Genomic DNA, 25,206 nt, shown 5'->3' with positions numbered 1-25,206 from the left:
TTTTTTAGAATTTAACATCACTAATAGCGGGCATAAAACGTTTAAAATGTTCGTGGCGCATTTCAACATCACCATGAATAAAGTCAAATGTTTCCATAACCGCTTTTTTAATTTGATCTTTTGGTAAGTTATTCAAGTTTCCTAACGGTTTAAAACACAAGTACATAGGCTCTCCACCTAAGTTATTAGGAAACACATACTGATCAGATAAAATATTAACACCTAAACGCTTATAAAAACGTATACGACTTAACTGTTGTATATATTTTTGGTCTTCTTCGTTAGGTATTTCAACTTCTAAATAAATCCCATAATGTTTTTCTTCTATCATATTAAGAAGTTTATTAAATAGTAAAGTACCATAGCCTGCATTTTGATATAAAGGATCAATTGCCATATAATCTAACCATACAAAATCATGATTTTGATTTTCATAGACAAACGCAAACCCTATGATTTGGTTAAATACTTTATGTCTAGCCAATAATAAACGATAATTATTTCTATGCATCAGCACTTCAATATGAGATTGACTTTTGAGCTCATGCTTAGGAAAATTATTTAACATGCTTTTGTAAACATCCGCTAAATCATTGACAGTTCCAACGATCATTTCAATGTCATTTAGTTCACTTGTCACAAAGTTTTGAAAATCAGTTTTGAATAACTTAATATTATGTTTAAACCATGAATAATGCAATCGGTTTTCCTCAAACATTACTGGCAACCAAGTTGAGGATAGATTAAATCTACCTTCTTTATCCTTTTGCATATCGAAAATCGTTTCAATTAAGTTCCATGTCATATAGGCATAAACATTATAGCGTGCTCTAAACTCACTATCTTCAGGTTCTTTGTAAAACTGTATCGTTTTTTGGTGTCGCCTTAAATCGGTGTAATCTAAAGCGATTCTAAGTAAATCAGAATACTGCTTATCAATATTTAAGTATGAAGTTGTTTCAGATCCTTTCTTAGCTAAAATGAATGAAATTGATAATGATAAAATTGCGATAATCAAAGATAGTAAAGGAAAAAGTATGTCCATAAAACCTCCAATTTATTGTAAATTAATTTAATTATAATTTTAAATGAAAAAAATAGATAGCATAAGTTTAACTAATTAAAAAATCTCTGTTACAGAGATTTATTTAATTAACATGTTACTTCTTTTTAGTAAACTAATTTTTCTAGTTAATAAAATATTTGAAATCGTCAAAAGAATGACCACACTAAAACAACCAACAATAAAAATAACACGTAAAAAGTTAAATGCAAACGCAACTACATTCATGTTAAGTAATTGAACCCCAACGATTAAGTTCAGTAGTAAGACTATTAATCTAACCCTTCTTATTTCCTTATAATAATTGATTTTTGTATTGATATCACTATAAAGATTAAATGGCCCTTTAGCAGTTTCCTTTTTCATATATACCCATCGTCCTTGATGGGTAATTACTTCGACACCTAGTTCTTTTAAAGATGCAATATAGGTATTGCTTTTATTGGAATTAAATGGTTGAGGAAGACACTCTACTCTGTAAGTATATGTCATCGGTGCGCCTTTAATAAAAAGATAGCTGAACCATGTTTTATCAACCAAATGATACCCACTATTTGCTAGGTGATTTAACCACATTTCTTCTTTTTCATGACTGAAAAAAAGTTTAAATTTGCGTATTTTCATTAGAGCCTCCCTGTGATGATAAGTTAATTTCGTTTCTACCACACTTAATATAGCCAAAGTATCTTACTTTGTCAAGCCTACTAGATAAATTAAAAAGGCGCTTAAAGGCGCCTTTAGTAATTTATCTGTTATAGAACTCAACAATTAAGTTTTCTTTAATTTCAGATAAGATTTCACTACGTTCTGGGAAACGTACATAAGTGAAAGTATAAGTATTTTCATCAAACTCGATAAAACCTAAACGTTCAACCGCTGAATCTAAGTTCTCAACGATAATCGGTACTTTACGTGAAGCTTCTTTTAAAGTTACCGTAAATCCAGGTAATACACGATATGATGGAATATCTACTTTCTTACCGTTAACTAAGAAATGTCCATGACTTACAAGTTGACGTGCTTGACGACGTGTTTTCGCAAAACCAGCACGATAAACTAAGTTATCTAATCTTGATTCTAATAAGAATAAGAAGTTTTCACCTTGTCTACCTGATAATTTTTTAGCTTCATTGAACGTTTTTCTGAATTGACGTTCGTTCACACCGTAAGTAAAACGTACCTTTTGTTTTTCTTGTAGCTGCATTCCGTATTCACTTATTTTAGTTCTTCTTTGTCCGTGTTGACCTGGTGGATAAGGACGGCGTCCTAATTCTTTACCAGTTTCTAAAGTAGAATGTTTTAAGCGACGGGAAATTTTCCAGCTTGGTCCAGTATAGCGTGACATATTGTATTCCTCCTTTTCGATTTTTTTCTACATGAAAAGCGAGTCATAAACTTTTCAAGGACAGAATAATTTAACCTATTTCATCTCGCCAGCAGAGACTACTTAGGAACCCTACTACTAAGGATTATTCAGTGATCTTAAAACGTTTTATGTAGCTGCCTTTATTACACATGCGTAAGCATTATATAACAATTATTTGAGAAAGTCAACAATATAGGTAGCGACTTTTTCTAATAATCTTTTATCTAGTGCGTTAAAGCGGTTTTTAACAGGACTATCAACATCAATTACTCCATAGACTTCATTATCAATAACGATGGGCACAACAATTTCACTTTGGCTTGCGCTATCGCAAGCGATGTGTCCAGGAAAGGCATGAACATCATCAACGATAAGCGTTTCTTTTTTAGCTGCGCTTGTCCCACAAACCCCTTGGCCAATCTTTATTTCAGTACAAGCAGGTAATCCTTGAAAAGGACCAAGATATAATTTTTCATCATCTTTTAAGTAAAATCCTACCCAGTTAATTTCATCCATAAACACATTGAGTAAGGCACTTACATTTGATAACATAGTCACAGCTTTTTCTTCCTTAACGATAAACGCTTTTAGCATTGATTCAAGCAAAGTGTAATTTTCTTCTCTATTTGAAGAAAGGGATTGTTTTGTAAACATAATATAACCTCTTATTTAGATTCTTTAACTGAATTATGTAAGACAATTTGTGGGAATGGAATTTCAATACCATATTGCACTAATATTTCTTTAATACGTTGACGCATGGCACGTTCAATGGCCCATTGTGTCATGCTTTTAACTTTACATACAGCACGTAAATTTACACTACTATTAGCAAGTTCTGTAACGCCTAAAATCCTAGGGCCTTCTAACATATTAGGATGCTCATTTTGCATAGAAGGAAGTTCTTGAGAAAGTATTTCAATGGTTTTAGCGATATCTTCTTTATAGGCAATCCCAAACTCGACAATAGCAAGCGATTCAAAACGAGAGAAATTAGAAACAGGATCAATACTCCCATTATTGAAAATACGGAGCTCACCTTTAAAGTTTTTCACTTTTGTTGTTTTTAACCCTATATCGACAACCTCACCCATAAATCCGCCAATTTCTACCCAATCACCGACATCGAAGTGATGTTCAAAAATAATAAAGAATCCACTAATTAAGTCATTTATAAATTTTGATGCTCCAAGCCCAACAACTAACCCTAAAATACCAAGACCAGCTAGTGCAGGTGCAACATTAACGCCCCAAATCGATAAAACAACTAAAAAAGTAATGATTACAATGAGGTATTTAACAACGCTTAAAGATATTTTAGCTATGGTTATTTTTCTACGCTGATTATTTGAGGGTTTTCTCCCAAGTCTAAATAATGAAATTTTACTAATTTTATAAAACATCATGCCTAATAAAACAGAAACTAACGTACCCACTATTTTAGGGACACTGCCTTCTAATGTAACGGTAACACCATCTGCAAGTGCAATTAAGTAGTCACTAACATCATAGCCCCAAACGCTTAAAATTCCAAAAATAGCAGCACCTAAGATTAAAAACAATACTATGTAAATAGAAACGATATATTTACTTTTTATATCTTCTTTATGCGATTCAATAAAATAATAATGCGCAATAAAAACACCAATTACAATCATGACGATAATAATTGTTGAAATGGTCGCAACACGTGTAGAAAGGGTAGTTAAAAATAATGATAATATTGACATATTTTCTCCTCTAATCTCTATAAATTGATTAATTTAAGTGTAACACAAAAAGGTGACTTCAAAAAGTATTATTCATTGAATTATAAAAGAAATAAGATTATACTATTAAAGCATCAAAGATAGATTTTTTATAGTTCAAGGAGTGAACCTTATGTATGATATCATCCTTATACGTTATGGCGATATAACGCTTAAAGGTAAGAATAAAAAGAAGTTTATTGATAAAGCTGTCGCAAGCATTCAATTCAAAATAAGTAATACGAATCTAACCTATGAACGTCAACACGACAGACTTTATATTCATTTAAATAACCAACCGTACGAACCGATTATAACACAACTAAAAAAAATAAGCGGCATTGCGAGCTTTTCACTTGTTGTATCCTCAAAAACTGATTTAAGTTCCATTGAATCTGTAGCGATTGATTTAATTAAATCTGCATTTAAACAACCAGCAACCTTACGTGTAGACACGAAACGTGCCGATAAACTTTATCCAATTGGTTCGATGGAAGTATCTAAAAAAGTAAGTGGGTTCTTATTAAAAACCTTTGAGGGGTTAAGTGTAGATTTAACGGAACCAGATTTAACCTTATATATAGAAATACGTAAAGATAAAGCTTATATCTATTTAAACAAGATTAAAGGCCTAGGAGGCTTCCCTGTAGGCATTGCAGGGAAAAGCTTACTCTTACTCTCTGGTGGTATCGATTCGCCAGTAGCGGGCTTTTTAACCATGAAGCAAGGGGTTCAAGTTGAGGGGTTTCACTTTGAATCAACCCCACTAACTAGTATTGAATCTGTACAAAAAGTCATCGACTTAACAAAAAAAATGAGTGTTTACGCAGAAAAATCAACTATGAAACTTCATTTGGTCCCTTTTACTCACTTACATAAAGAAATATTAAACCTAGTTCCAGAGCCCTATCATATTACGATTATGCGTAGAATGATGATACGGCTTGCCGATAAATTTGCATTAATCGATCATACACCAGCCATTATTACAGGAGACAGCATCGGACAAGTTGCAAGTCAAACTTTAGATAGTATTAATACCATTAACGCAGTCACAACCCGCCCAATTTTAAGACCCTTAATTACGATGGATAAAATAGAAATTATTAAGTATGCTAAGATGATTGATTGTTATGCAATTAGTATTCGTCCATTTGATGATTGTTGTAGTATCTATGTACCGAGTCAACCAAGTACCTCCCCGCGAGATTACTATGCCAATCGATATGAACGTTTATTTGATTATGAAACCATCATCGAAGATATTCTTGAAAATATCATTACCTTAGAGATCACACCGAATTCAACCATTGATTTAACAGAACACGGCTTAACTGTCGTAGAAGCTTATAAGCACTATCAAGAGGTGAAATCATGATAACAAGTGTCGACAATCCAACCATTAAAAAACTCGCTAAATTCCAACAAAAAAAGTATCGTGATCTAGAGAAAAAGTTTATTGTTGAAGGCGAACATCTAGTACTTGAAGCTTTGAAGGCTAATGTTATTAGTGAAGTCTATTCAACCATAGATCACCCAAAATTTAGAAATGCAACGAAAGTGGCAGACCATGTAATGAAAAAAATTACAGACACTAAAAACCCACCTAAAATCATTGCCTTATGTCATCAAAAAATATCCACAAATATCTCAGATAAAGTCCTTATTTTAGAACATATTCAAGACCCTGGCAATCTAGGCACGTTATTAAGAAGTGCGCTAGCTTTTGGGTTTGAAACCATCGTATTAGATCAAACGGTAGATCCTTATAACCCAAAAGTACTAAGAGGCACGCAAGGTGCAATCTTTAAACTCTCATTACTTTTTGAAGATACGGTCAGTTTTAAGGAAAAAAATAAAAAACATACGTTATATGCCACCCATGTAAAAGATAAAAAAAGTAGTTTATCTAAACCAATTCCGCCATTTGCGCTCATTTTAGGAAATGAAGGACAAGGCTTAAAAGATGAAACGATAGCCATAGCGGATTACACGATTTCAATTCCTACAGAAACTGTGGAATCTTTAAATGTTGCGATTGCAGGAAGTATTTTAATGCACACGCTTGGAGGCAAATCATTTATTACCCTTTAAGAAGGCAAAACCTTGCTTTTTAAAATCACTTATGATACAATATTTTTGCATATGTGTTAGAGGAGTGGGTCGATACCCGCTCTTTTTAATGACATAAGGAGGATAAAAATGGAAAAATTAAAAAATGATATACAAAAAATCGTTGAAGATTTAGGCTTTGAGCTTTACGATTTACTGTACGAAAAACGTGAAGAAGAAGGCAAAGTTTTAAGTGTTGAAATCGATCATGAAAAAGGCATCGATATTGACGATTGCGTTAAAGTCTCAGAAGCTGTCTCACTTTATTTAGATGAAACCGATCCTATTGAAGAAGCCTATAGCTTAGAAGTCATTAGTGCTGGTGCAGAAAGACTCCTTCGTAACGATGAAGAAATCAAGCGCGCACTGGGAAAATATATATACGTTAAAACCTTTGATCAAGAATTATCAGGGATTTTAGAATCCTTAACTAATGAAACCATTACCGTTAAAGAAAAAAATAGAAGAACCCATACAATCTTAAAAGCGGAAATCACCACGATCCGTTTAGCGATTAATTTTTAGGAGGCTATTATGAAAAGTAAAGAGTTTTTCGCAGCACTAAATGCCATCTCAGATACCCGTGGACTTGATAAAGATAAAGTCTTAGAAGTCATGGAACGTGGAATTTTAAACGCTGTAAAAAAGGAACTAGATTATAACGAAAATGTTCGAATCGAATTCCAACCAGAAAAAGAAACAATTTTAGTGTTTGAAGATCTACTCGTAGTAAAAGAAGTATCTGATAAAGGACAAATTGCTTTAAAAGATGCTAGATTAGAACGTAAAACCATTAAAGTTGGAGAAACGTTAACTAGAGAAATTAAGATTAAAGAGTTTGGCCGCATAGCTGCAGTTAGTGTTAAGCAAATATTAACACAAGGATTGAAACAACTTGAACGTGAAAAAGTCTATGAAGTTTTTAAAGCACGTGAAAACGAAATGATTACTGCAGAGATTATCGCAGTAAATAAAGACTTTGTGACCCTAGATTTAGGCCATAATCAAGAAACCAGTCTTCCTAGAAAAGAATTACTAAAAAGTGATGATATTCGTATTAATGCGCGTTTAAAAGTTTATGTTACTAAAGTTGAAATGACTCCTAAAGGCCCAAAAATATTTGTATCACGTAACGATAAAAACCTTGTTAAACGTTTAATCGAACAATCAACGCCGGAAATTCAAGATGGCACTGTAGAAATTATGGGCATCTCACGTGATGCTGGAGATCGTAGTAAGGTTGCGGTTTATTCCCATGACGAACATGTAGATCCTGTTGGCGCAGTTGTTGGTTATAAAGGTCAACGTATTAACGATGTATTAAAAGCGTTACAAGGTGAACGTGTTGATATCTTCGAATGGTCTAAAGACCCAGTAGAACTGATTAAAAATGCGTTAGAACCTGCAAAAATTGTAGCAATTAACCCAAACAAAAAATTAAAATCTTGTGTGGTTATTGTTAAAGATAAAGATTTTACAAGTGCGATTGGTTCTAAAGGACAAAATGTTCGTTTAGCTGCACAATCTAGTGGATGGAAAATTGATATTAAAAGTATTTCAGACGCAAAAGAACTCGGAATTAACTACCGTAGGCTTGATGTAGATGATGAACAAGAAAGTTAAAAAAATCCCACTAAGAAAATGTGTAGTAACCAACGAACGTTTTCCAAAACAAGAACTCATTCGTATTGTTAAAAATAATGAAAACCAAGTGTTTATCGATTTAACAGGTAAACAAAACGGGAGAGGTGCCTACTTGAAAAAATCTAAAAGTGTCATCTTAAAAGCCCAAAAAACAAAAAAACTTGATCGACATTTAGAAGTTACCATTGATGAATCGATTTATGAAGAGTTATTAAGGTTAATCGATGAAGATGAACTCTAAACAAACCCTTAGCTTATTAGGCCTAGCAAAACGTGCAGGCAAAATTGTAGATGGTGAAGGTAGAGTGCTTTCAAGTTTTCAAGCACAAAAACCATTACTTATATTTCTTGCGAACGATGCAGGTGAAAATATAACTAAAAAAATCAATGATAAAGCAAGTTTTTACAAAGTGGAAATTATCAAAGATTTTACAACCGATGAGCTTTCAAAAGCCATTGGTAAAAATAACCGAAAAGTTTTAGCGCTTAACGATCCACAGTTCATTAAACAAATCAAGCGCTAATAAATTTCAAAGAAAGAGGTGACTTTTGATGGAAAAGCAATCAAAAAAACACATCAAAAAACCAAGAAAAGCTCAAGAAACCAGACAACGAAGCATACCAAAACCATCACAAGAAATCCAGCCCCAAGAAAGCACGGTATATTACACACCAAATATGACGGTCTCTGATTTCGCAGAAGCGGTTAAAAAGCCAATTTCTGATGTCATTAAAAAAGCAATGATGCTTGGTATTATGGCGACACAAAATCAAAGTCTAGACAGAGACACTGCTGAACTTATTGCCCTAGAATATGATATGGAGCTAAAAGACAAAGTCATAACCGATATCACACGTTTTGATGAAATCAAAGTTGAAGAAAAAGATGAAGACTTAGTAGAACGTCCACCAGTTGTTACAATTATGGGTCATGTTGACCATGGGAAAACAACATTACTTGATACCATACGTAACGCTCGTGTTACTGAAGGTGAAGCAGGTGGCATCACGCAACATATCGGTGCTTACCAATATATTACAGAAGGCAAAGCCATTACATTCATCGATACACCAGGCCATGCAGCTTTTACAGAAATGAGAGCACGTGGTGCCCTCATCACGGATATTACGGTATTAGTTGTAGCCGCAGATGATGGGGTTATGCCACAAACACGCGAAGCAATCGATCATGCTAAAGCCGCTGGATGTCCTATTATTGTTGCAGTAAATAAAATGGACCGTCCTGGCGCTAACCCTGAACGTGTCAAACAAGAACTTACAGAATTTGGTTTACTTGCTGAGGACTGGGGTGGAGACACAGTTTTTGTTGAAATGTCTGCATTAAAAGGTGAAGGAGTTAGTGAACTCATTGAAATGATTTTACTAACTGCGGAGATTAAAGAATTTAAAGCCAATCCAAACCGTTTAGCATCAGGAACTGTTATTGAATCTAAAATAGACAAAGGGCGCGGACCAATCGCAACCTTACTCGTTCAAAACGGTACACTAAAATCAGGCGATATTATCGTTGTTGGTGACACACACGGACGTGTGCGTATGATGACCAATGATTTAGGTGAAAAACTCGATCAAGCCTTACCAAGTATGGCAGTTGAAATCACCGGATTAAATGATGTCCCTCAAGCAGGTGATGCATTTATGGTATTTAGTGATGAAAAAGAAGCCCGTCAAATTTCTGAATCTCGTACACACCGTACTTGGCAAGAAGAACGTGGTGTTTCTAAAGCAATGAGCTTAGATGAAATGTTCGCAAACGCACAAGAAGGTGACACCAAAGAGTTACGTTTAGTTGTAAAAGGTGATACACATGGTTCAATCGAAGCATTAAAATCATCCCTTGAAAATATAAATGTTGAAGGCGCAAAAATTGAAATTATTCGTTCTAGCGTTGGAACCATTACTGAAACAGATGTAACCTTAGCATTAGCATCCCATGCAATAATATTAGGATTTAATGTTCGTCCTGCAGCCGCTGTTCGTGATATGGCTGCTGAAAAAGGCATTGAAATTCGTTTATACAATATTATTTATAAAGCACTAGAAGAAATAGAACTTGCGATGAAAGGGTTACTAGACCCTGAGTTTAAAGAAATCGTTACAGGCCAAGCAGAAGTAAGAGAAACATTTAAAGTCTCCCGTGTTGGGACCATTGCGGGGTGTTTTGTAACAGATGGTTACATAAAAAGAGATGCTTTAGTACGCGTCTTAAGAGATGGTATTGTCGTATACGAAGGAAACCTTGCAAGTCTTAAAAGATTCAAAGACGACGTGAAGGAAGTGCGTTCAGGCTTTGAATGTGGTATAATGATAGAAAGATTCAATGATATCAAAGAAGGCGATCTTATTGAGGCTTCAATCATGAAGGAGGTTTCACGTTAATGTCAAAACACGCTAGATTAGAATCAAATATTACGCGCTCGTTAACTGAAATATTAAGAACAGAAGTTAAAGATCCAGCTGTAGAGTTTATTACAATTACAGCCGTCAAACTTACGAATGATTTATCTTACTTAACAATTTATTACACAAACTTAGATAAAGGTAAAAAAGAAGCGGTTATCAAAGCGCTTGATCGTTCAAAATCATTCATTCGCTCTGCACTTGGTAAAAAAGTTCAAATGCGAAAAATGCCTGAACTAATTTTCAAATACGATGAATCATTAGATTATGGAAATCGTATAGAATCAGGACTTAAAAAAGTTATTAAAGACGATAAATAAGTAAGATGTCGGAATTTCCGACATCTTTTTCATTTCTTTTCATGAGATGCTAAAAAATGCTATAATAGTTATAGTTTAAATAGGAGGATGTCTATGATAAAAGAACAACTAAAACTTGTCCCTTCAAAACCGGGCTCTTATCAGATGAAAGATACTTATGGCAATATCATTTACGTTGGTAAAGCTAAAAATCTTAAAAATAGACTAACAACCTATTTTACAGGCTCACACGATTATAAAACAACTAAAATGATTCAAGCCATTGAATCATTTGATTATATAGTTACCAACACAGAACTTGAAGCGCTTATTTTAGAAATTGATCTCATTAAAAAATATCAACCAAGGTATAATATCTTACTCACGGATGATAAATCATATCCTTATATTGAAATCACTAATGAGCGTCATCCTAAACTAGTCGTCACTAGACCAATGAATAAAACAAACAAAAACCTATTTGGTCCTTATCCAAATGTTAAAGCAGCACGTGATACATTAAAACTTTTAAATAAACTTTATCCCCTTAGAAAATGCCACAAACTTCCAAAAGAACCATGCCTATACTATCATTTAGGACAATGTTTAGCGCCTTGCATCAATAAAGTGGAAAAAGAAACATATAAATCTATTGAAAAAGAAATCAGTAACTTCTTAAAAGGCGATATTCAAAAAACAATCAAGTCATTAGAAAAACAAATGTATGAAGCGAGTGAAAACCTTGAGTTTGAACGCGCAATGGAATATAAAAACACCATCGAAGCCATTCAAACCACAACCAGTAAACAAGTCGTTAACCTAAGCGATTTGAAAGATAGAGATATCATCGCGGTTGCCACAGATGATGAACATGTAGCCCTTGATACTTTCTTTATAAGAAATGGTAAAATTAGTGCCCGTGATAAAAAACTCATGCCTTATTACTTAGAAAAAGATCAATCGGTTCTAGATTACTTAATTCAGTTTTATCAAGCCTATCCTATTCCAAAAGAAATATTAACGAATGAAAATTCGTTACTTAAAACATTAGAAGATTTATTTGATACCCAGGTTATTACACCTGTTAGAGGTCCAAAAAAACAATTGCTGGATTTAGCACTTGTCAATGCAAAGCAATCACTAAGTGAACAAACTCAAATCATTAAACGTCAAATGGAAAAAACGTTTGGTGCATTAGATGAGCTTGCAGAATTATTAAATATTCCAACCCCATACCATATTGAAGCCTTCGATAACTCTCATCTTTTTGGAAGTTATCCAGTGAGTAGTATGGTCGTATTTAAAAATGCACAACCGTCAAAAAATGATTATAGAAAATATAAACTAGAAACAAGTAACATTCAGTCTGGGGATACTCAGCAAATGAAAGAAGTACTGTATAGACGCTATCAACGCGTTTTATATGATTCATTAAAACAACCAGACTTAATTATTGTTGATGGAGGCATTCATCAGTTAAATACAGCCAAACAAGTCATTAAAGAATTAAACCTTAATATTCCAATTGCTGGACTTGTTAAATCAAGCAACCACAAAACACATCATTTAATTGATGCCTCAGACACCGAAATAGAACTCTCACCCCAATCAAAGTTGTTTCACTTGTTATCATTCATCCAAGAAGAAGCCCATCGTTTTGCCATAAATTTCCATAAAAATCTTCGCTCTAAAGGCATTTATTCAACCATACTAGATAATATTGATGGTGTAGGCGAAACCACTAAAAAGAAACTACTCAAACATTTTAAAACCATTCAAAATATGAAACAAGCAACATTTGAAGATTTTAAAGCCTTAGGCATTCCTAAAAAAACAATCGAAGCCATTCAATTAGCATTAAAGAAAGAAGACTAGGTGATATTTATGCAAATACAAACACACGGTAAAATATTAGCCATTGATGAAGAAAACAGAATCATTGTCATTCAAACAAGAAAAGATCAAAAGTATGTCTATTTTCAACGTGCGATGTTTGCGCGTTATATGAAATATTTTAATTTCAATAACCGTATCTCACTGACTGTAAAGATTCGTCAACCAAATAAAAAGATACATAAATATACAGCTGTTGATATTATAAAAATTTCAACCCAAACCTCGCGCATGGTATATACTTTATATAGCCAAGAAGTTTTATCAAAAGACACACAAAAATTTATTAATTCACTGAAAAATAAGATGTTTTTAGATCTTGAAATGGCCATGCATCCTTATAAAGTCGATAAAGATTTCATACAAGAAATTATTCAAGTTGGTTACGTTTTGACAAACGAAAACGATGAAGTCATTGAAAAATATATGTGTTTTGTTAAACCAACCCTTCACCCGACTCTAACCAAACGTACCCTTAAATTTTTAGATTTAAAACAAGAGGATGTGGACCAAGGGGTTTCTTTTAATGTGTTTTATAACCATTTTAAAAAAATCATAAAACACCATCAACCTGCGATTATTGTTTGGGGTAAAAACGATCACCTCGCATTAAAAGATGCTTACGAGATAAACAAAGTAGAAAGTTTGCATAAACACACGCGATTTGTAAACTTATTACAACTGCATAAAAATGTATATAGCTTAAAAAATGATTTGGGTTTAGCAAATGCTTATAAACTTTATGGATACACTATTGATAGCCAACGCCATGATGCATTAGAAGATGCTATGATGACACGTAAAATATTTAATGGATTCAAAGCTGTTTTAAACGGAACAGAATCGGTTGAAATAAAGCCACTAAAAGAATGAAGTAAAATTTTACTATAATTTTACTTTTTTTTTATTATATTTAACCTTGAAATAGCCTATATAAAGTAGTAAAATGAAGATATAATTTTACTGAAAAGAGGTGTGTTATGGCGACATTGAAAGACATTGCAAGCAAACTTAATGTCTCAATAACAACAGTTTCAAGGGTCTTAAACCAGGATGAAACATTAAGTGTAAGCCCAAAAACTAAAGAAGCCATTTTACAATACGCTAAGTCAATAAACTACCAAAGTAAGTCACAAAAAATCAAAAAACGTTTAGTCGGCGTCGTCATATGGATGAAAAAGCACGATGAACTAAGCGATCCATATTTTATGGAAATAAGGCACGGCATTGAACGCCTTGCAGAACGTGAACATATATTTATCATGACAGTGTATAAAGAAAATGGTAAATATGATGTAACTAAATTAGAAGGCGTTGACGGGTTAATTTGTATTGGTCGTTTTAATAAGCAAGAAGAAAATACATTAAAAAAAGTATCTAATCACATTGTATTCGTAGATTGTTCATTTAACCCACAAGTCTACGATAGTGTCATGATTGATTATCAAAAAAGCGTCCAAATCGTCCTTGATTACTTAGTTAGTAAAAACCATAATGAAATAGGATTTATTGGTGGCGTTGAAAGTGAAGAAAAAGAAAAAATATTGGGTGAACACCGTGAGCGTTACACAAGACAATATTTACTAGAACGTAATCTTCTTAATCCGCGTCACTTCCATATTGATCAGTTTTCTATTAAAAGTGGCTATGAACTAATGAAAAAAGCCTTAGAAGACACTCCAGCATCCGCTTACTTTTGTGCCAGTGATACAATCGCAATCGGGGCTTTAAAAGCCGTTCATGAAAAAGGCTTAAATGTACCAAAAGATATCGCGATTATAGGGTTTAACGATATTGCTCAAGCTGCTTATACCCATCCTTCACTTACGACACTTAAAGTATACACAGAAGCCATGGGTGAAGAAGCTTTACAATCATTAATTCAACGCTTAAACTATCCAAATAAGTTACCTATTAAAAAAATAATACCAACTAAACTTATTATTCGCCAATCGGCATAAAAGGGAGGAATATTGATGAAAGAAAAACTTATGAAGGGTCATCTTGAGATTTTTAATCAAGAAGCAACATCGTTTTATTTTTCACCAGGACGTGTCAATTTAATCGGAGAACATGTAGATTATAGTGGTGGCCACGTTTTACCTATGGCATTAACAGTTGGAACATATGCAAGTGTCTCTAAAAGAGAGGATAAGACATTTAAAATATTTTCAGAAAACTTTAAAGACTTAGGGATACTATCTACCGATTTAGATCACCTTGATTATCATCCTGATGCATCTTACTTAAATTATATAAAAGGGATGATCTACAAACTAAAATGGGAAAAACACGATGTAAGCCAAGGGCTTAACATTTATATTTATGGAGACCTACCTACCAGTGCAGGACTATCATCTAGTGCTTCAATTGAACTATTAATTGGTAAAATATTAGAACAAGAAAATACCCTCGATATTGAGTTACTTAAACTTGTAAAATACGCAAAATATGTAGAAAACTCATACATGGGGTTATCTAGTGGGATAATGGATCAGTATGCCATCGCATTTGGTAAAAAAGATCATGCCATTTTCTTAGACACTAAAAACTTAACCCATGAATATGTACCATTTAAACTAAAAGACCATACACTGGTTTTAATGAATACGAATCGTTTAAGAAACTTAGTGGATTCAAAATACAACGAACGTGCTCAAGCCGTAGAAGTTGGGAGAAAGCACTTTTTACGTTTAAGACCGATAAAAGAACTTTGTGATTTAGATATCACCTCATTTTGTAAATTAAAAGACACCTTAAACGATCCAAGTACCATTAAACGCGTTGAACATGTTGTTTTCGAAAATCACCGTACAATCCAAGCAAGAGATGCCTTAGAATTCAATGATATTAAAATGTTTGGTGATTTTATGAATCAATCCCATGAATCACTTAAATACTTATTCGAAGTATCTTGTGAAGAACTAGATTACCTTGTCGATTATCACATATCCCAAGGCGCACTTGGGGCTAGAATGACCGGTGCGGGATTTGGTGGTACGATGATTGCGTTATATGAAAATGATAAACTCCCTAAAAACTTTGACGCGTTAAAAGAAGCGTATTACAAACTCTTTAAAAAAGAACTCGATATCATTGCATCAGATGCATCAGATGGTGTTAGAAAACTAGAAGGAGATTTTTAAAATGAATATATGTGTTACTGGTGGAGCTGGTTATATTGGTTCACACGCTGTGAAAATGCTACTAGCCCAAAACCATCACGTTATCGTTGTCGATAATTTATCAACCGGTTTTCAGTATGCGATTCCAAGTGAGGTGCCTTTTTATCAAATAGCAACCCATGATGAATCAGCCCTTGTTGAGGTGTTTAAAAAAGAACAAGTAGAAGCGGTTATGCATTTTGCGGCATTTAGTCTTGTGGGTGAAAGTGTAGAAAAGCCACTCAAATATTACCAAAATAATGTTGAAGGTACCCGCGCCTTATTAGAGGCGATGGCGACTGCACACGTCCATAAACTCATATTCTCATCAACCGCTGCGGTCTATGGAACCAAAGAAGTTCAACCCATTACAGAAACCATGGAAGAAACCCCAGAAAATCCATACGGAGAAACCAAACTTGCCATCGAAAAAATGCTTAAATGGTTTAGCAAGACCACACCACTTAACTATATTACCTTAAGATATTTTAACGTTGCTGGGGCTTATTATGACGGATCTATCGGTGAAAATCATAATCCTGAAACCCATCTAATTCCTAACGTCATCAAAAGTGTGTTACATAAGGGTGCGCCTTTAAAAGTGTTTGGCAATGATTACCCAACCCCTGATGGTACCCCAATTAGAGATTATATCCACGTTGAAGATTTAGTGGATGCCCATATTAAAGCATTAGACTATTTAACCAAACATAAAAAAAATGAAATCATTAACCTAGGATCTTCTTCAGGTTATAGTGTATTAGAAGTGATCCTAGCAACAGAAAGAATTACGGGGATAAAAGTACCTTATACGATTGAACCCCGTCGTGCAGGTGATCCTGCAAAACTTATTGCTAGTAACCAATTAGCGTATGACTTATTAGCATGGCAACCGACAAAAACCCTTGAAACTATGATTGAATCAGCGTATAAATACTTCAAAAATAAAGCGTAAAGGAATGATATCATGCAGGCCATAAACGAACTGATTACCTATGCCATTAGACATAAACTAATAGAAGAAATTGATACGAGTTATGTTTACAACCGCTTAACCCATTTACTTCATATTAAGCCAACAGGGTACACAAAAACCGAGGCTACCAATAAACCCATAGATGAAATCCTGTCACCACTTTTAGATTTAGCTTATAAAAACAAACTGATTCAAAGTAATTCTATAATCGAACGCGATCTTATTGAAAGTTTGATTATGGATATTTTCACATCAAAACCAAGCGATTATCAAGTGCATTTTATGGCACTCCTTAAAGATAATCCCATTCTAGCAACCAAAGATTTTTACCGTAAAAGCATCGCTAGCAATTATATTAAAACTGCCCGTATTGCTAAAAATAAAGCCTTTACGGTTTCTTCTGTTTATGGAGGCATTGACATCACCATTAACTTATCAAAACCTGAAAAAGACCCTAAAGCAATCGCCCTAGCATTAAAAGAAGAAAAAACCAACTATCCAGATTGTTTACTTTGTAAGGAAAATGTTGGCTATTATGGTTCTTTAAACCATCCCGCAAGAAGCAATCATCGCGTGATTAAATTAGCCATTAACGAAGAACCTTTCTACTTACAATATTCACCGTATGTTTATTATAATGAACATGCCATTTTATTGCATGAAGACCATATACCAATGGAAATCAGTATAAAAACCTTTAAACGTCTTCTAGATTTTATTGATTTAATGCCACATTATTTTATGGGATCAAATGCTGGCTTACCGATAGTAGGCGGTTCTATTTTAAATCACGAACACTATCAAGGTGGGAATGCCGATTTTCCTATTTATCATGCAGCCATATTAAATACCTATCAAGAAGAAAACGTTAAATACGAACTTTTAAAATGGCCACTAAGTGTAATTAGATTAACTAGCCCAGACAAAGCAATGCTTATAAAACATGCAGAACATTTAAGAGCGACTTGGTTAGCTTATGAAAACAGCGCACAAGGCATTCAAGCTTATACAAATGAAACACCCCATAACGCAATTACCCCTATAGCTAGAAAACAACAAGGCCACTATATCATTGATATTGCCTTAAGAAATAACCGCACAAGTGATGATTTCCCTGATGGCATTTTTCATCCCCATCAAAGTCACCATCATATTAAAAAGGAAAACATTGGCTTAATTGAAGTTATGGGCCTTGCTATCTTACCAGGACGTTTAGATGAAGACTTACAAGAAATCAAAGCGATACTGTTAAAAGAAAAGACTACATTTGATAATATTACCCCTTATAAAGATTGGATAGAAACATTAAAGAAATTAACCTTTAACCCATCACACATCGACAGATTTATTGAAGAAAATGTCGCAAAAGAGTTTATTGAAGGTCTAGAAGACTGTGGCGTATTTAAACAAACAGAAACTGGACTCAAACACTTCAATCAATTTGTAAAGGATTTGTTAGCATGTTTACCAAAATAAATAAACTATCCAAAGAAACGCCATATGCCTATTACACCTACAAAAATGCTTATCAAGAAATCACCTTTTCAAGTCATGGGGCCTCCATAATTAAATGGTTAACGCCAAATAAAAACGGTGTTTTTGAAAACATTGTCATGAGTTACCAAAATGAAGCTGATTACCTTGATAATCCCAAACATTTAGGCGCACATGTAGGCCCATATGCAGGGCGTATTTATCCTGCACAACTAAAAATAAATGAAAAAACATTTATTTTAGATAAAAACTTTTTAGACCACGCCAATTTACATAGCGGTAAAAGTAATCTTCAAAACATCATGTATGATGTGTTAATTCAAAATGATAATACCATTATCTTCACCTCAAAAAAGCAGCAAAAAGATAGTTTGTTTCCAGGAGATCTAGATATTAAGATTATCTTTGAAATTAAAGGGAACACGCTTTACCAAACGTATGAAACATACTCAAATCATGATACAGTAACGAACTTCACAAACCATACTTATTTTAATTTAAGTGGAAATTTGAAAGAAGATGTACTAAATCACACCTTAAAAATCACAGCCCATCTATACGGCGATTTAGATGAAAAATTCATCACTAAATCATTAAAAGGCGTTTCCCATACACCGTTTGATTTTAGAAAACCTAAGCGGTTAAAAGACGCTATAATTCCACTCAAAAAAACCCCTCAATTAGGTTTGGATCATCCTTTTTTACTAGATAACAAAACCATCACTTTACATGATTCAAAAAGTAAACGTAGTTTAGTGATTCAAACCAACCAAGATACTTTAGTTGTTTATACGAATAACTTTTTAACTGATCGCCCACTAGAAAATGGGATTAAAGATTATCCCCATCTTGCAGTGTGTTTAGAAACACAACATTATCCAAATGATATTAATTTTATGAAATTTCCAAGGAGCATTCATAAAGCAAAAACCAAACATATTCAAAAAACTAGTTATAAAGTTTTTTAGGAGGGCACTATGATATATTTTGATGAATCCAAACAGTTGTTTCATCTTAGGATGGATAAGGCATCTTATGTAATTGGAATCGGACCTAGTAAGCATTTATTACAGTTGCACTTTGGAGCAAAACTAGATGAATCCATCAATCTAGCTGATTTTGATCAATCACCTTTTTTAGAACTAGGTAGTTCAACAACCTATGCAAAACTTGATAAACCAATTAATTTAAATATCACGCCACTTGAACTTGCGACCTATGGAAAAGGAGATTATAAAGAACCGACCATTCATATTGAAACTAATGATGGGTACAGAAGTTTAGACTTTATTTATAGTACTTATGAAATTATTGAGGATTTATCGTTTAAAGATTTACCGCAAGCAAGAAAAAAAGAGACCTTACAAATAACCTTAAAAGAAGTGACTTACAATATCGAATTGAAACTCAATTATACGGTTTATCCAAAGTTCAATGTAGTGGTTAGAAATATTGAACTTTTTAACCATGAAAAAACCCCACTAACTTTAGATAAAATGTTAAGTGCTAATTTTGATTTTAAGTCGAAAGAATATTCACTAATTACATTAGATGGGGCTTGGATTAAAGAACGCCACCAACATGAGCGTAAGCTTGATTATGGCATCGTTAAGATTGATAGTAAAAAAGGTGTATCTTCAAGTGATCATAACCCATTTTTCATGTTAAAGCACCTTGATGCCACAAAGTTTGCTGGCGATGTGTACGGCTTTAATCTTATATATTCAGGCAATTTTGAAGCGAATATTGAGGTATCACCCCATGACTTGTTACGCGTAAACATGGGCATTAACAGTTTTGACTTTAAATGGGCACTAGCCTTAGGTGAACATTTTATTACCCCAGAAGCGGTCGCAATTTATTCACCTGATGGGATTAGCGGTGTTCAAAAAAATATGCACCAATTTATTGAAGCCTGTATTTCTAACAATAAACAAGACCGTCCAATACTTATTAATAACTGGGAAGCAACCTATTTTGACTTTAATGAAAAAAAGCTCTTAGCCCTCGCCAAGCAAGCAAAAAAACTCGGGATTGAAGGATTCGTCTTAGATGACGGATGGTTTGGAAAACGTGATGATGACACATCATCCCTTGGCGATTGGGTAGAACACCCGAGAAAATTTAAAAAAGGGTTAGCACATTTTTCAAATGCCATAAAAAAACAAGGCTTACTATTTGGCCTATGGGTTGAACCAGAAATGGTCAATCCGGATAGTTTGTTATATAGAAGTCACGAAGATTGGGCCATAAAACACCCCTTAATCAAACCTGCATTAGGACGTAATCAACTCATACTTGATTTAAGCAATCCTGAAGTTGTTGATTACTTATTTCATACCTTAGATACGTTATTTTCAAAGACGAATGTTGATTATGTAAAATGGGATATGAACCGTAATTTTAGTGATCTTTATAGTAATTACTTAACAAAGAATCATCAGGGAAAACTCGTTCATTTATATACGTTAGGCCTTTATCAGTTGCTTACAAGATTAAAAGAAAAACATCCATCTATTTTATTCGAATCTTGTGCAAGCGGTGGCAATCGTTTTGATTTAGGCATGCATTACTATATGCCTCAAGCGTGGACAAGCGATAATACCGATGCCTATGAGCGATTAAAAATTCAATCGGGAACTTATTTAGGTTATCCATTATCAACGGTGTCTAATCATGTTAATGCGGATATTGCGCATCAAACCATTAGGCATATGCCACTTGAAACAAGATTTAATGTCGCTGCATTTGGCTTACTAGGATATGAACTAGATCCTAAAACCTTAACACCGTTTAGTAAAAAAATTATTAAAAAGCAAATTGCTTTTTATAAAACACATAGACATGTATTGCAATATGGGACATTTTACGATTTAAGTAAAAATGAAAATGACATAAGATTCTTAGTTGTTGATGAAACAAAAAGTAAAGCGATATTTGGTGTTTTTCAAGGTCTCACAACCCCTAATCCACCTTTTCAATCATTTAAGTTAACAGGGCTTGACGACACCAAAAACTACCATGTTACCATGCGTAAGCAATACGAAAATCTAAAACGATTTGGTGATTTAATTAAACATGCAATGCCGATAAAACTAGATGCTAATAAAAGTATTTTCAATTTTCTTGCAAATAGATATTTACTAGAAGTAGAACCATTTGAAACTTATGAATCAGGAAGGAATCTAATGCATAAAGGGCTTGTTTTACCTCACCGTTTAACCGGGACTGGGTATCACGAAAAAGCACGATTAATGCTTGATTTTAGTTCAAGACTATATTTAATAGAAGAGGTGCCGTATGGAAACGGTGAGTAAACGTTCTAAATTTATTTTTGCATTTGGTGGACTAGGTAAAGATGCCATGTTTGCCATGAGTACAGTCATGATGTTTTATTTTACAGCTTTAATCGGAATCAGTCCTTTGTTTGTAGGAACCATGATGATGTTAGTCCGTGTTTGGGATGCGGTTAATGATCCTATCATGGGCGGAATTGTTTCAAATACCCATACTAAAATGGGAAAATTTAGACCATGGATATTAATTGGTTCATTCTTAAATGCGATTATTTTAGTATTCGTATTTTTAAATCCTAACTTAGGGGTAGATACATTAAGAATGTATATATACATTACAGTCATGTATACATTATGGGGCATGACCTATACCTTAATGGATATTCCCTTTTGGTCAATGATCCCAGCGCTTACCCAATCACAAAAAGACCGCGAAACCATAACCGTTTTAACCAGGTTCTTTACAAGTATAGGGTATTTTATTATTGCAGCAGGCTACTTAAATCTAGCATCATTTTTAGGTGGAGGGTCAACGCCTACTGCTCAAATTAATGGATTATTTTATTTAAGTATCATCGTCTCACTTGTATTTTTCTTTAGTGAGTTATTGCTTGTATTTACAGTAAAAGAAACCGTCGTTCCAAAAAACGAACAAAAAACCACACTAAAACGCATGTTTGAACTTTTAAAAGAAAATGATCAGTTACTCGTTGTAATGATAGTTATTTTAATTGCTAATTTTGTGTTATTTACAACCAGCGGAATGGCTGTATATTTTATTATTTATGATATTGGAAATCAAGATTTATACTTTGTTTTCATTGCTATAGGCGGTGTTTTACAAGTCATTGGGTCATTATGTTTTCCTTTGTTTAAAATGAAGTTTAAACGTAAACAAATTTTTAATGTTTCAATCATCTTACAAATGATTGGATTTATCATGTTGCTAGCTAATGCATTTATTTTAAATAATATTATTATACTAGTCTTTGCAATTGGGGCTTTAATCTTTTTTGGACAAGGCCTACAAATGGTCCTTCAAACAGTTTTACTATCCGATACTGTTGAATACGGTGAACATAAACTAGGTGAACGCAGTGAAGCCATTGCTTTTAGTGTTCAAACCTTTATAGTAAAACTTGCGATGGGACTTAGTTTAGGCGTCATTGGTTTAGGGTTAGAAATATTTGCCTTTATTCCATCGATTGATGATATCCATCAACCACAACGATTAATTACGATTTATGGCATGCGCATTTTAATGTTTGTACTCCCAGTTATTGGGCTATTAATATCACTGTATATTTTTAATAAAAAACATATTTTAAACGAAGCAACCTACGAAAAAATCGTAGAAGAATTAAGGGAGCGTGGCAACTATGATGAAGATGCCCTTGAACTTTGATTGGACATTTAAATATCCTGCAGATCAAAAAGATTACTTAGGCTTTGAAGGAGAAATCATTCATATCCCTCACACGCACAAGGTGTTACCTACAAACTACTTTGATGAAACAAGCTATCAGTTTAAGAGCAGCTATCAAAAAGCGTTTAAACTAGAGAAAATTCCTCAAAGAAGGTACTTTATCGTCTTTGAAGGCGTGATGCACACCGCAAAGGTCTATTTAAACAAAGAATTAATCCTATCCCATAAAGGTGGGTACAACACATTTACAGTAGAAATCACTAATGATTCAGTTGACGGGGAAAATAGCTTATATGTAGAAGTAGATGCAAAAGAAAATCCGACCCTTCCGCCATTTGGCCATGTGGTTGATTATTTAACTTTTGGGGGTATTTACCGAGAAGTTACTCTTTTAGAAACCCCAACAGATACCATTAACACCGTTCATGTTCATGGTGATAAAAGTGCCTTACATATAAAACTTTATCCAAATGCGCTAACAGAAGATAACCACACCATAGGCTTTGAAATATTGGACGAAGGTAAAGTCATTAAAACTTTTGAAATTAATGAACAGTTAAAGTATCCAGTCAAAATAACAGAAAATCATGACCTTACACTATGGCATGTTGATAATCCAAAACTCTATACATTAAAAACATATGTAGATAACCATTGTGTGCATGAAACACGATTTGGATTAAGAACGCTTCGTGTTACTAAAGATGCTTTTTACTTAAACGATAAACCAATCTTTTTAAGAGGATTGAACCGTCATCAAGATTACCCTCATGTGGGTTATGCTATGCCAAAACGTGCCCAATATGATGATGTTGAGATATTAAAATATACACTAGGGGTTAATATTGTTCGTAGTTCACACTACCCGCCAAGTAAACATTTTTTAGACCGTTGTGATGAACTTGGTATCATGGTTTTTACAGAACTACCAGGGTGGCAACATATCGGCGATGAAGCTTGGAAAAAACAAGCACTTAAAGATTTAGAAAGTCTAGTAATGACAGATTATAATCATCCAAGTATCGTCATGATAGGCACACGTATTAATGAATCGACCGACGATCACACTTTCTATGCTAAAACACGTGACTTAGTTAAAAACATTGATCCGTCTAGAATAACTGGCGGTGTAAGATATTTTGGGCATAGTGAGTTGCTTGAAGATATCTATACTGTTAATGATTTTTACCACCGTGGCGACAATGAAGGATTAAGTAAGAAGAAGAAAATGACAAAAAAAGAAAATCCTTATTTAATTACAGAATATAACGGACACATGTATCCTACCAAATCATTTGATGATGAAACTAAACGCATCAATCATGCAAAGCGTCATTTTAAAGTACTTAATGATGCTTATAAAATGAAAGGATTGATGGGTGCCATTGGTTGGTGTATGCATGATTATAATACCCATAAAGATTTTGGAAGTAATGATCATATTTGTTATCATGGCGTGCTAGATTTTAATCGTAATGAAAAATATGCGGCGAGTGTATATGCTTCACAGGGTGAGGCTAATTACATGAAAGTATTATCTATGGTGCATATTGGAGAATTACCTAATAGTGAGTTAAAAGAAGTGATTGTTGCAACAAATCTAGAGGCCGTCAAAGTTTATAAAAACGATGTCTATTTAGGCACTTTCACAAAGGAAGATTCACCTTATAAAAATCTCCCACATCCACCGATTGTAATAAAAGATTTTATCGGTAATCAAATTCATGATAATGAAGCTTTTAATACCCGTGATGCAACACGAATTAAAAACATCTTATTAAAAACACTTGAAAACGGGTTGAAAATGAGTCTTTACCATAAACTTCAGATGGCGTATATACTGTTTAAATATAAACTTAAGTTTGAAGATGCTGTCCGTTTATATACACGCTATATTGGCGGTTGGGGTGAGGCAGCTAAAGTTTACCGTTTTGAAGGGATTAAGGATGACCAAATTGTTTGCACAGAATTAAAAGGCTATAACGATGAATATAGCATCGTCAGTAGTGTAAATACGAACACCTTAAAAATTGAAAAAACCTATGATGTAGCCAAAATTACAGTAGAACTAAAAAACGCATTAGGTGAACGTGCTTTTTATGCTAATGAAGTCATTGAACTTAAAGTTAGTGAACAGCTTGAAATCATCGGCCCAAAAACGATTGCCCTACAAGGTGGTATTCAAACATTTTGGGTAAAAACGAAAAAAAATGGTAAGGCAACGATTCAAATTGATAGCCAACATTATAATAATGTAAAACTTAATATAGAAGTGCTTTAGTCTAAAAAGTAGAGAATGAATCA

At 33.7% G+C, this 25,206-nt stretch carries 23 protein-coding genes; 18 read left to right on the top strand and 5 right to left on the bottom strand.

Translation table 11 applies throughout. The annotated features are described in order from the left end of the window. Positions 1–4: 4 nt before the first annotated feature. From ACHAJD_RS02200 to ACHAJD_RS02180, 5 genes are all read right to left on the bottom strand, one after another. A complete protein-coding gene (locus ACHAJD_RS02200) occupies positions 5–1,045 on the bottom strand; it encodes a GNAT family N-acetyltransferase (protein WP_435584219.1) in 1,041 nt (346 codons plus the stop codon). 99 nt (positions 1,046–1,144) lie between these two features. Further along, on the bottom strand, positions 1,145–1,687 hold the full coding sequence (locus ACHAJD_RS02195) for a DUF2812 domain-containing protein (protein WP_435584218.1): 543 nt from the start codon (positions 1,685–1,687) through the stop codon (positions 1,145–1,147). 121 nt (positions 1,688–1,808) lie between these two features. Then, positions 1,809–2,408: a 30S ribosomal protein S4 gene (gene rpsD / locus ACHAJD_RS02190; protein WP_435584217.1), complete on the bottom strand. Its 600-nt coding sequence runs from the start codon at positions 2,406–2,408 to the stop codon at positions 1,809–1,811. Between the two features lie 192 nt (positions 2,409–2,600). Beyond that, positions 2,601–3,083, bottom strand: coding sequence for a GAF domain-containing protein (locus ACHAJD_RS02185; protein ID WP_435584216.1), 483 nt, complete (start codon positions 3,081–3,083; stop codon positions 2,601–2,603). An 11-nt stretch (positions 3,084–3,094) separates the two neighbouring features. Continuing rightward, entirely contained in the window at positions 3,095–4,159 is a 1,065-nt protein-coding gene (locus ACHAJD_RS02180; protein ID WP_435584215.1) for a mechanosensitive ion channel family protein, read from the bottom strand. A gap of 151 nt (positions 4,160–4,310) precedes the next feature. Between ACHAJD_RS02180 and thiI the strand changes: the two genes are divergently transcribed. The 18 genes from thiI to ACHAJD_RS02090 all read left to right on the top strand — a co-directional run bounded on the left by thiI (position 4,311) and on the right by ACHAJD_RS02090 (position 25,183). Continuing rightward, positions 4,311–5,555, top strand: coding sequence for a tRNA uracil 4-sulfurtransferase ThiI (gene thiI / locus ACHAJD_RS02175; RefSeq protein WP_435584214.1), 1,245 nt, complete (start codon positions 4,311–4,313; stop codon positions 5,553–5,555). Then, a complete protein-coding gene (locus ACHAJD_RS02170; protein WP_435584213.1) occupies positions 5,552–6,271 on the top strand; it encodes a TrmH family RNA methyltransferase in 720 nt (239 codons plus the stop codon). The genes thiI and ACHAJD_RS02170 overlap by 4 nt, the downstream gene beginning before the upstream one ends. Before the next feature lie 108 nt (positions 6,272–6,379). Then, positions 6,380–6,814, top strand: a complete 435-nt coding sequence (gene rimP, locus ACHAJD_RS02165; RefSeq protein WP_435584212.1) for a ribosome maturation factor RimP — start codon at positions 6,380–6,382, stop codon at positions 6,812–6,814. A gap of 9 nt (positions 6,815–6,823) precedes the next feature. After that, complete coding sequence (gene nusA / locus ACHAJD_RS02160) at positions 6,824–7,912, top strand: transcription termination factor NusA (protein WP_435584211.1); 1,089 nt, start codon at positions 6,824–6,826, stop codon at positions 7,910–7,912. Further along, the gene (gene rnpM, locus ACHAJD_RS02155; RefSeq protein WP_435584210.1) at positions 7,896–8,174 is read left to right on the top strand and encodes an RNase P modulator RnpM; all 279 of its coding nucleotides are present in this window, start codon (positions 7,896–7,898) and stop codon (positions 8,172–8,174) included. Before nusA ends, rnpM begins: the two co-directional genes overlap by 17 nt. Next, positions 8,164–8,457 carry a ribosomal L7Ae/L30e/S12e/Gadd45 family protein gene (locus ACHAJD_RS02150; RefSeq protein ID WP_435584221.1) on the top strand — a complete coding sequence of 98 codons (294 nt, stop codon included), beginning with the start codon at positions 8,164–8,166 and terminating at the stop codon, positions 8,455–8,457. The genes rnpM and ACHAJD_RS02150 overlap by 11 nt, the downstream gene beginning before the upstream one ends. Positions 8,458–8,485: 28 nt before the next feature. Beyond that, positions 8,486–10,333 (top strand): translation initiation factor IF-2, encoded by a 1,848-nt coding sequence (gene infB, locus ACHAJD_RS02145; protein WP_435584209.1) that lies wholly within the window; start codon positions 8,486–8,488, stop codon positions 10,331–10,333. Further along, complete coding sequence (gene rbfA, locus ACHAJD_RS02140) at positions 10,333–10,674, top strand: 30S ribosome-binding factor RbfA (protein ID WP_435584208.1); 342 nt, start codon at positions 10,333–10,335, stop codon at positions 10,672–10,674. The genes infB and rbfA overlap by 1 nt, the downstream gene beginning before the upstream one ends. Before the next feature lie 93 nt (positions 10,675–10,767). Further along, positions 10,768–12,528 (top strand): excinuclease ABC subunit UvrC, encoded by a 1,761-nt coding sequence (gene uvrC / locus ACHAJD_RS02135; protein ID WP_435584207.1) that lies wholly within the window; start codon positions 10,768–10,770, stop codon positions 12,526–12,528. A 9-nt stretch (positions 12,529–12,537) separates the two neighbouring features. After that, positions 12,538–13,419, top strand: coding sequence for a 3'-5' exonuclease (locus ACHAJD_RS02130; protein ID WP_435584206.1), 882 nt, complete (start codon positions 12,538–12,540; stop codon positions 13,417–13,419). 107 nt (positions 13,420–13,526) lie between these two features. Next, complete coding sequence (locus tag ACHAJD_RS02125; RefSeq protein ID WP_435584205.1) at positions 13,527–14,507, top strand: LacI family DNA-binding transcriptional regulator; 981 nt, start codon at positions 13,527–13,529, stop codon at positions 14,505–14,507. A 15-nt stretch (positions 14,508–14,522) separates the two neighbouring features. Further along, positions 14,523–15,692 carry a galactokinase gene (locus tag ACHAJD_RS02120; RefSeq protein WP_435584204.1) on the top strand — a complete coding sequence of 390 codons (1,170 nt, stop codon included), beginning with the start codon at positions 14,523–14,525 and terminating at the stop codon, positions 15,690–15,692. Between the two features lies 1 nt (position 15,693). Then, positions 15,694–16,665, top strand: a complete 972-nt coding sequence (galE, locus tag ACHAJD_RS02115) for a UDP-glucose 4-epimerase GalE (RefSeq protein WP_435584203.1) — start codon at positions 15,694–15,696, stop codon at positions 16,663–16,665. Between the two features lie 12 nt (positions 16,666–16,677). Then, complete coding sequence (locus ACHAJD_RS02110; protein WP_435584202.1) at positions 16,678–18,162, top strand: UDP-glucose--hexose-1-phosphate uridylyltransferase; 1,485 nt, start codon at positions 16,678–16,680, stop codon at positions 18,160–18,162. After that, complete coding sequence (locus ACHAJD_RS02105; RefSeq protein WP_435584201.1) at positions 18,147–19,148, top strand: aldose epimerase family protein; 1,002 nt, start codon at positions 18,147–18,149, stop codon at positions 19,146–19,148. The genes ACHAJD_RS02110 and ACHAJD_RS02105 overlap by 16 nt, the downstream gene beginning before the upstream one ends. A gap of 9 nt (positions 19,149–19,157) precedes the next feature. After that, a complete protein-coding gene (locus ACHAJD_RS02100; RefSeq protein ID WP_435584200.1) occupies positions 19,158–21,497 on the top strand; it encodes an alpha-galactosidase in 2,340 nt (779 codons plus the stop codon). Next, positions 21,481–22,881: a glycoside-pentoside-hexuronide (GPH):cation symporter gene (locus tag ACHAJD_RS02095; protein WP_435584199.1), complete on the top strand. Its 1,401-nt coding sequence runs from the start codon at positions 21,481–21,483 to the stop codon at positions 22,879–22,881. Before ACHAJD_RS02100 ends, ACHAJD_RS02095 begins: the two co-directional genes overlap by 17 nt. Beyond that, positions 22,856–25,183, top strand: a complete 2,328-nt coding sequence (locus tag ACHAJD_RS02090) for a glycoside hydrolase family 2 protein (RefSeq protein WP_435584198.1) — start codon at positions 22,856–22,858, stop codon at positions 25,181–25,183. Before ACHAJD_RS02095 ends, ACHAJD_RS02090 begins: the two co-directional genes overlap by 26 nt. Positions 25,184–25,206: the final 23 nt, after the last annotated feature.

Origin of the sequence: Liberiplasma polymorphum, assembly GCF_043951795.1 — a bacterium.
GTDB classification, from domain to species: domain Bacteria; phylum Bacillota_I; class Bacilli_A; order Izemoplasmatales; family Izemoplasmataceae; genus Liberiplasma; species Liberiplasma polymorphum.
Note: the sequence above shows the minus strand (reverse complement) of the source record. Positions and strands in the feature narration are given on the sequence as shown.

Coding starts and splice junctions, on each gene's coding strand:
- ACHAJD_RS02200 (WP_435584219.1), bottom strand. CDS start 1,045: ATGGACATACTTTTTCCTTTACTATCTTTGATTATCGCAATTTTATCA.
- ACHAJD_RS02195 (WP_435584218.1), bottom strand. CDS start 1,687: ATGAAAATACGCAAATTTAAACTTTTTTTCAGTCATGAAAAAGAAGAA.
- rpsD (WP_435584217.1), bottom strand. CDS start 2,408: ATGTCACGCTATACTGGACCAAGCTGGAAAATTTCCCGTCGCTTAAAA.
- ACHAJD_RS02185 (WP_435584216.1), bottom strand. CDS start 3,083: ATGTTTACAAAACAATCCCTTTCTTCAAATAGAGAAGAAAATTACACT.
- ACHAJD_RS02180 (WP_435584215.1), bottom strand. CDS start 4,159: ATGTCAATATTATCATTATTTTTAACTACCCTTTCTACACGTGTTGCG.
- thiI (WP_435584214.1), top strand. CDS start 4,311: ATGTATGATATCATCCTTATACGTTATGGCGATATAACGCTTAAAGGT.
- ACHAJD_RS02170 (WP_435584213.1), top strand. CDS start 5,552: ATGATAACAAGTGTCGACAATCCAACCATTAAAAAACTCGCTAAATTC.
- rimP (WP_435584212.1), top strand. CDS start 6,380: ATGGAAAAATTAAAAAATGATATACAAAAAATCGTTGAAGATTTAGGC.
- nusA (WP_435584211.1), top strand. CDS start 6,824: ATGAAAAGTAAAGAGTTTTTCGCAGCACTAAATGCCATCTCAGATACC.
- rnpM (WP_435584210.1), top strand. CDS start 7,896: ATGAACAAGAAAGTTAAAAAAATCCCACTAAGAAAATGTGTAGTAACC.
- ACHAJD_RS02150 (WP_435584221.1), top strand. CDS start 8,164: ATGAACTCTAAACAAACCCTTAGCTTATTAGGCCTAGCAAAACGTGCA.
- infB (WP_435584209.1), top strand. CDS start 8,486: ATGGAAAAGCAATCAAAAAAACACATCAAAAAACCAAGAAAAGCTCAA.
- rbfA (WP_435584208.1), top strand. CDS start 10,333: ATGTCAAAACACGCTAGATTAGAATCAAATATTACGCGCTCGTTAACT.
- uvrC (WP_435584207.1), top strand. CDS start 10,768: ATGATAAAAGAACAACTAAAACTTGTCCCTTCAAAACCGGGCTCTTAT.
- ACHAJD_RS02130 (WP_435584206.1), top strand. CDS start 12,538: ATGCAAATACAAACACACGGTAAAATATTAGCCATTGATGAAGAAAAC.
- ACHAJD_RS02125 (WP_435584205.1), top strand. CDS start 13,527: ATGGCGACATTGAAAGACATTGCAAGCAAACTTAATGTCTCAATAACA.
- ACHAJD_RS02120 (WP_435584204.1), top strand. CDS start 14,523: ATGAAAGAAAAACTTATGAAGGGTCATCTTGAGATTTTTAATCAAGAA.
- galE (WP_435584203.1), top strand. CDS start 15,694: ATGAATATATGTGTTACTGGTGGAGCTGGTTATATTGGTTCACACGCT.
- ACHAJD_RS02110 (WP_435584202.1), top strand. CDS start 16,678: ATGCAGGCCATAAACGAACTGATTACCTATGCCATTAGACATAAACTA.
- ACHAJD_RS02105 (WP_435584201.1), top strand. CDS start 18,147: ATGTTTACCAAAATAAATAAACTATCCAAAGAAACGCCATATGCCTAT.
- ACHAJD_RS02100 (WP_435584200.1), top strand. CDS start 19,158: ATGATATATTTTGATGAATCCAAACAGTTGTTTCATCTTAGGATGGAT.
- ACHAJD_RS02095 (WP_435584199.1), top strand. CDS start 21,481: ATGGAAACGGTGAGTAAACGTTCTAAATTTATTTTTGCATTTGGTGGA.
- ACHAJD_RS02090 (WP_435584198.1), top strand. CDS start 22,856: ATGATGAAGATGCCCTTGAACTTTGATTGGACATTTAAATATCCTGCA.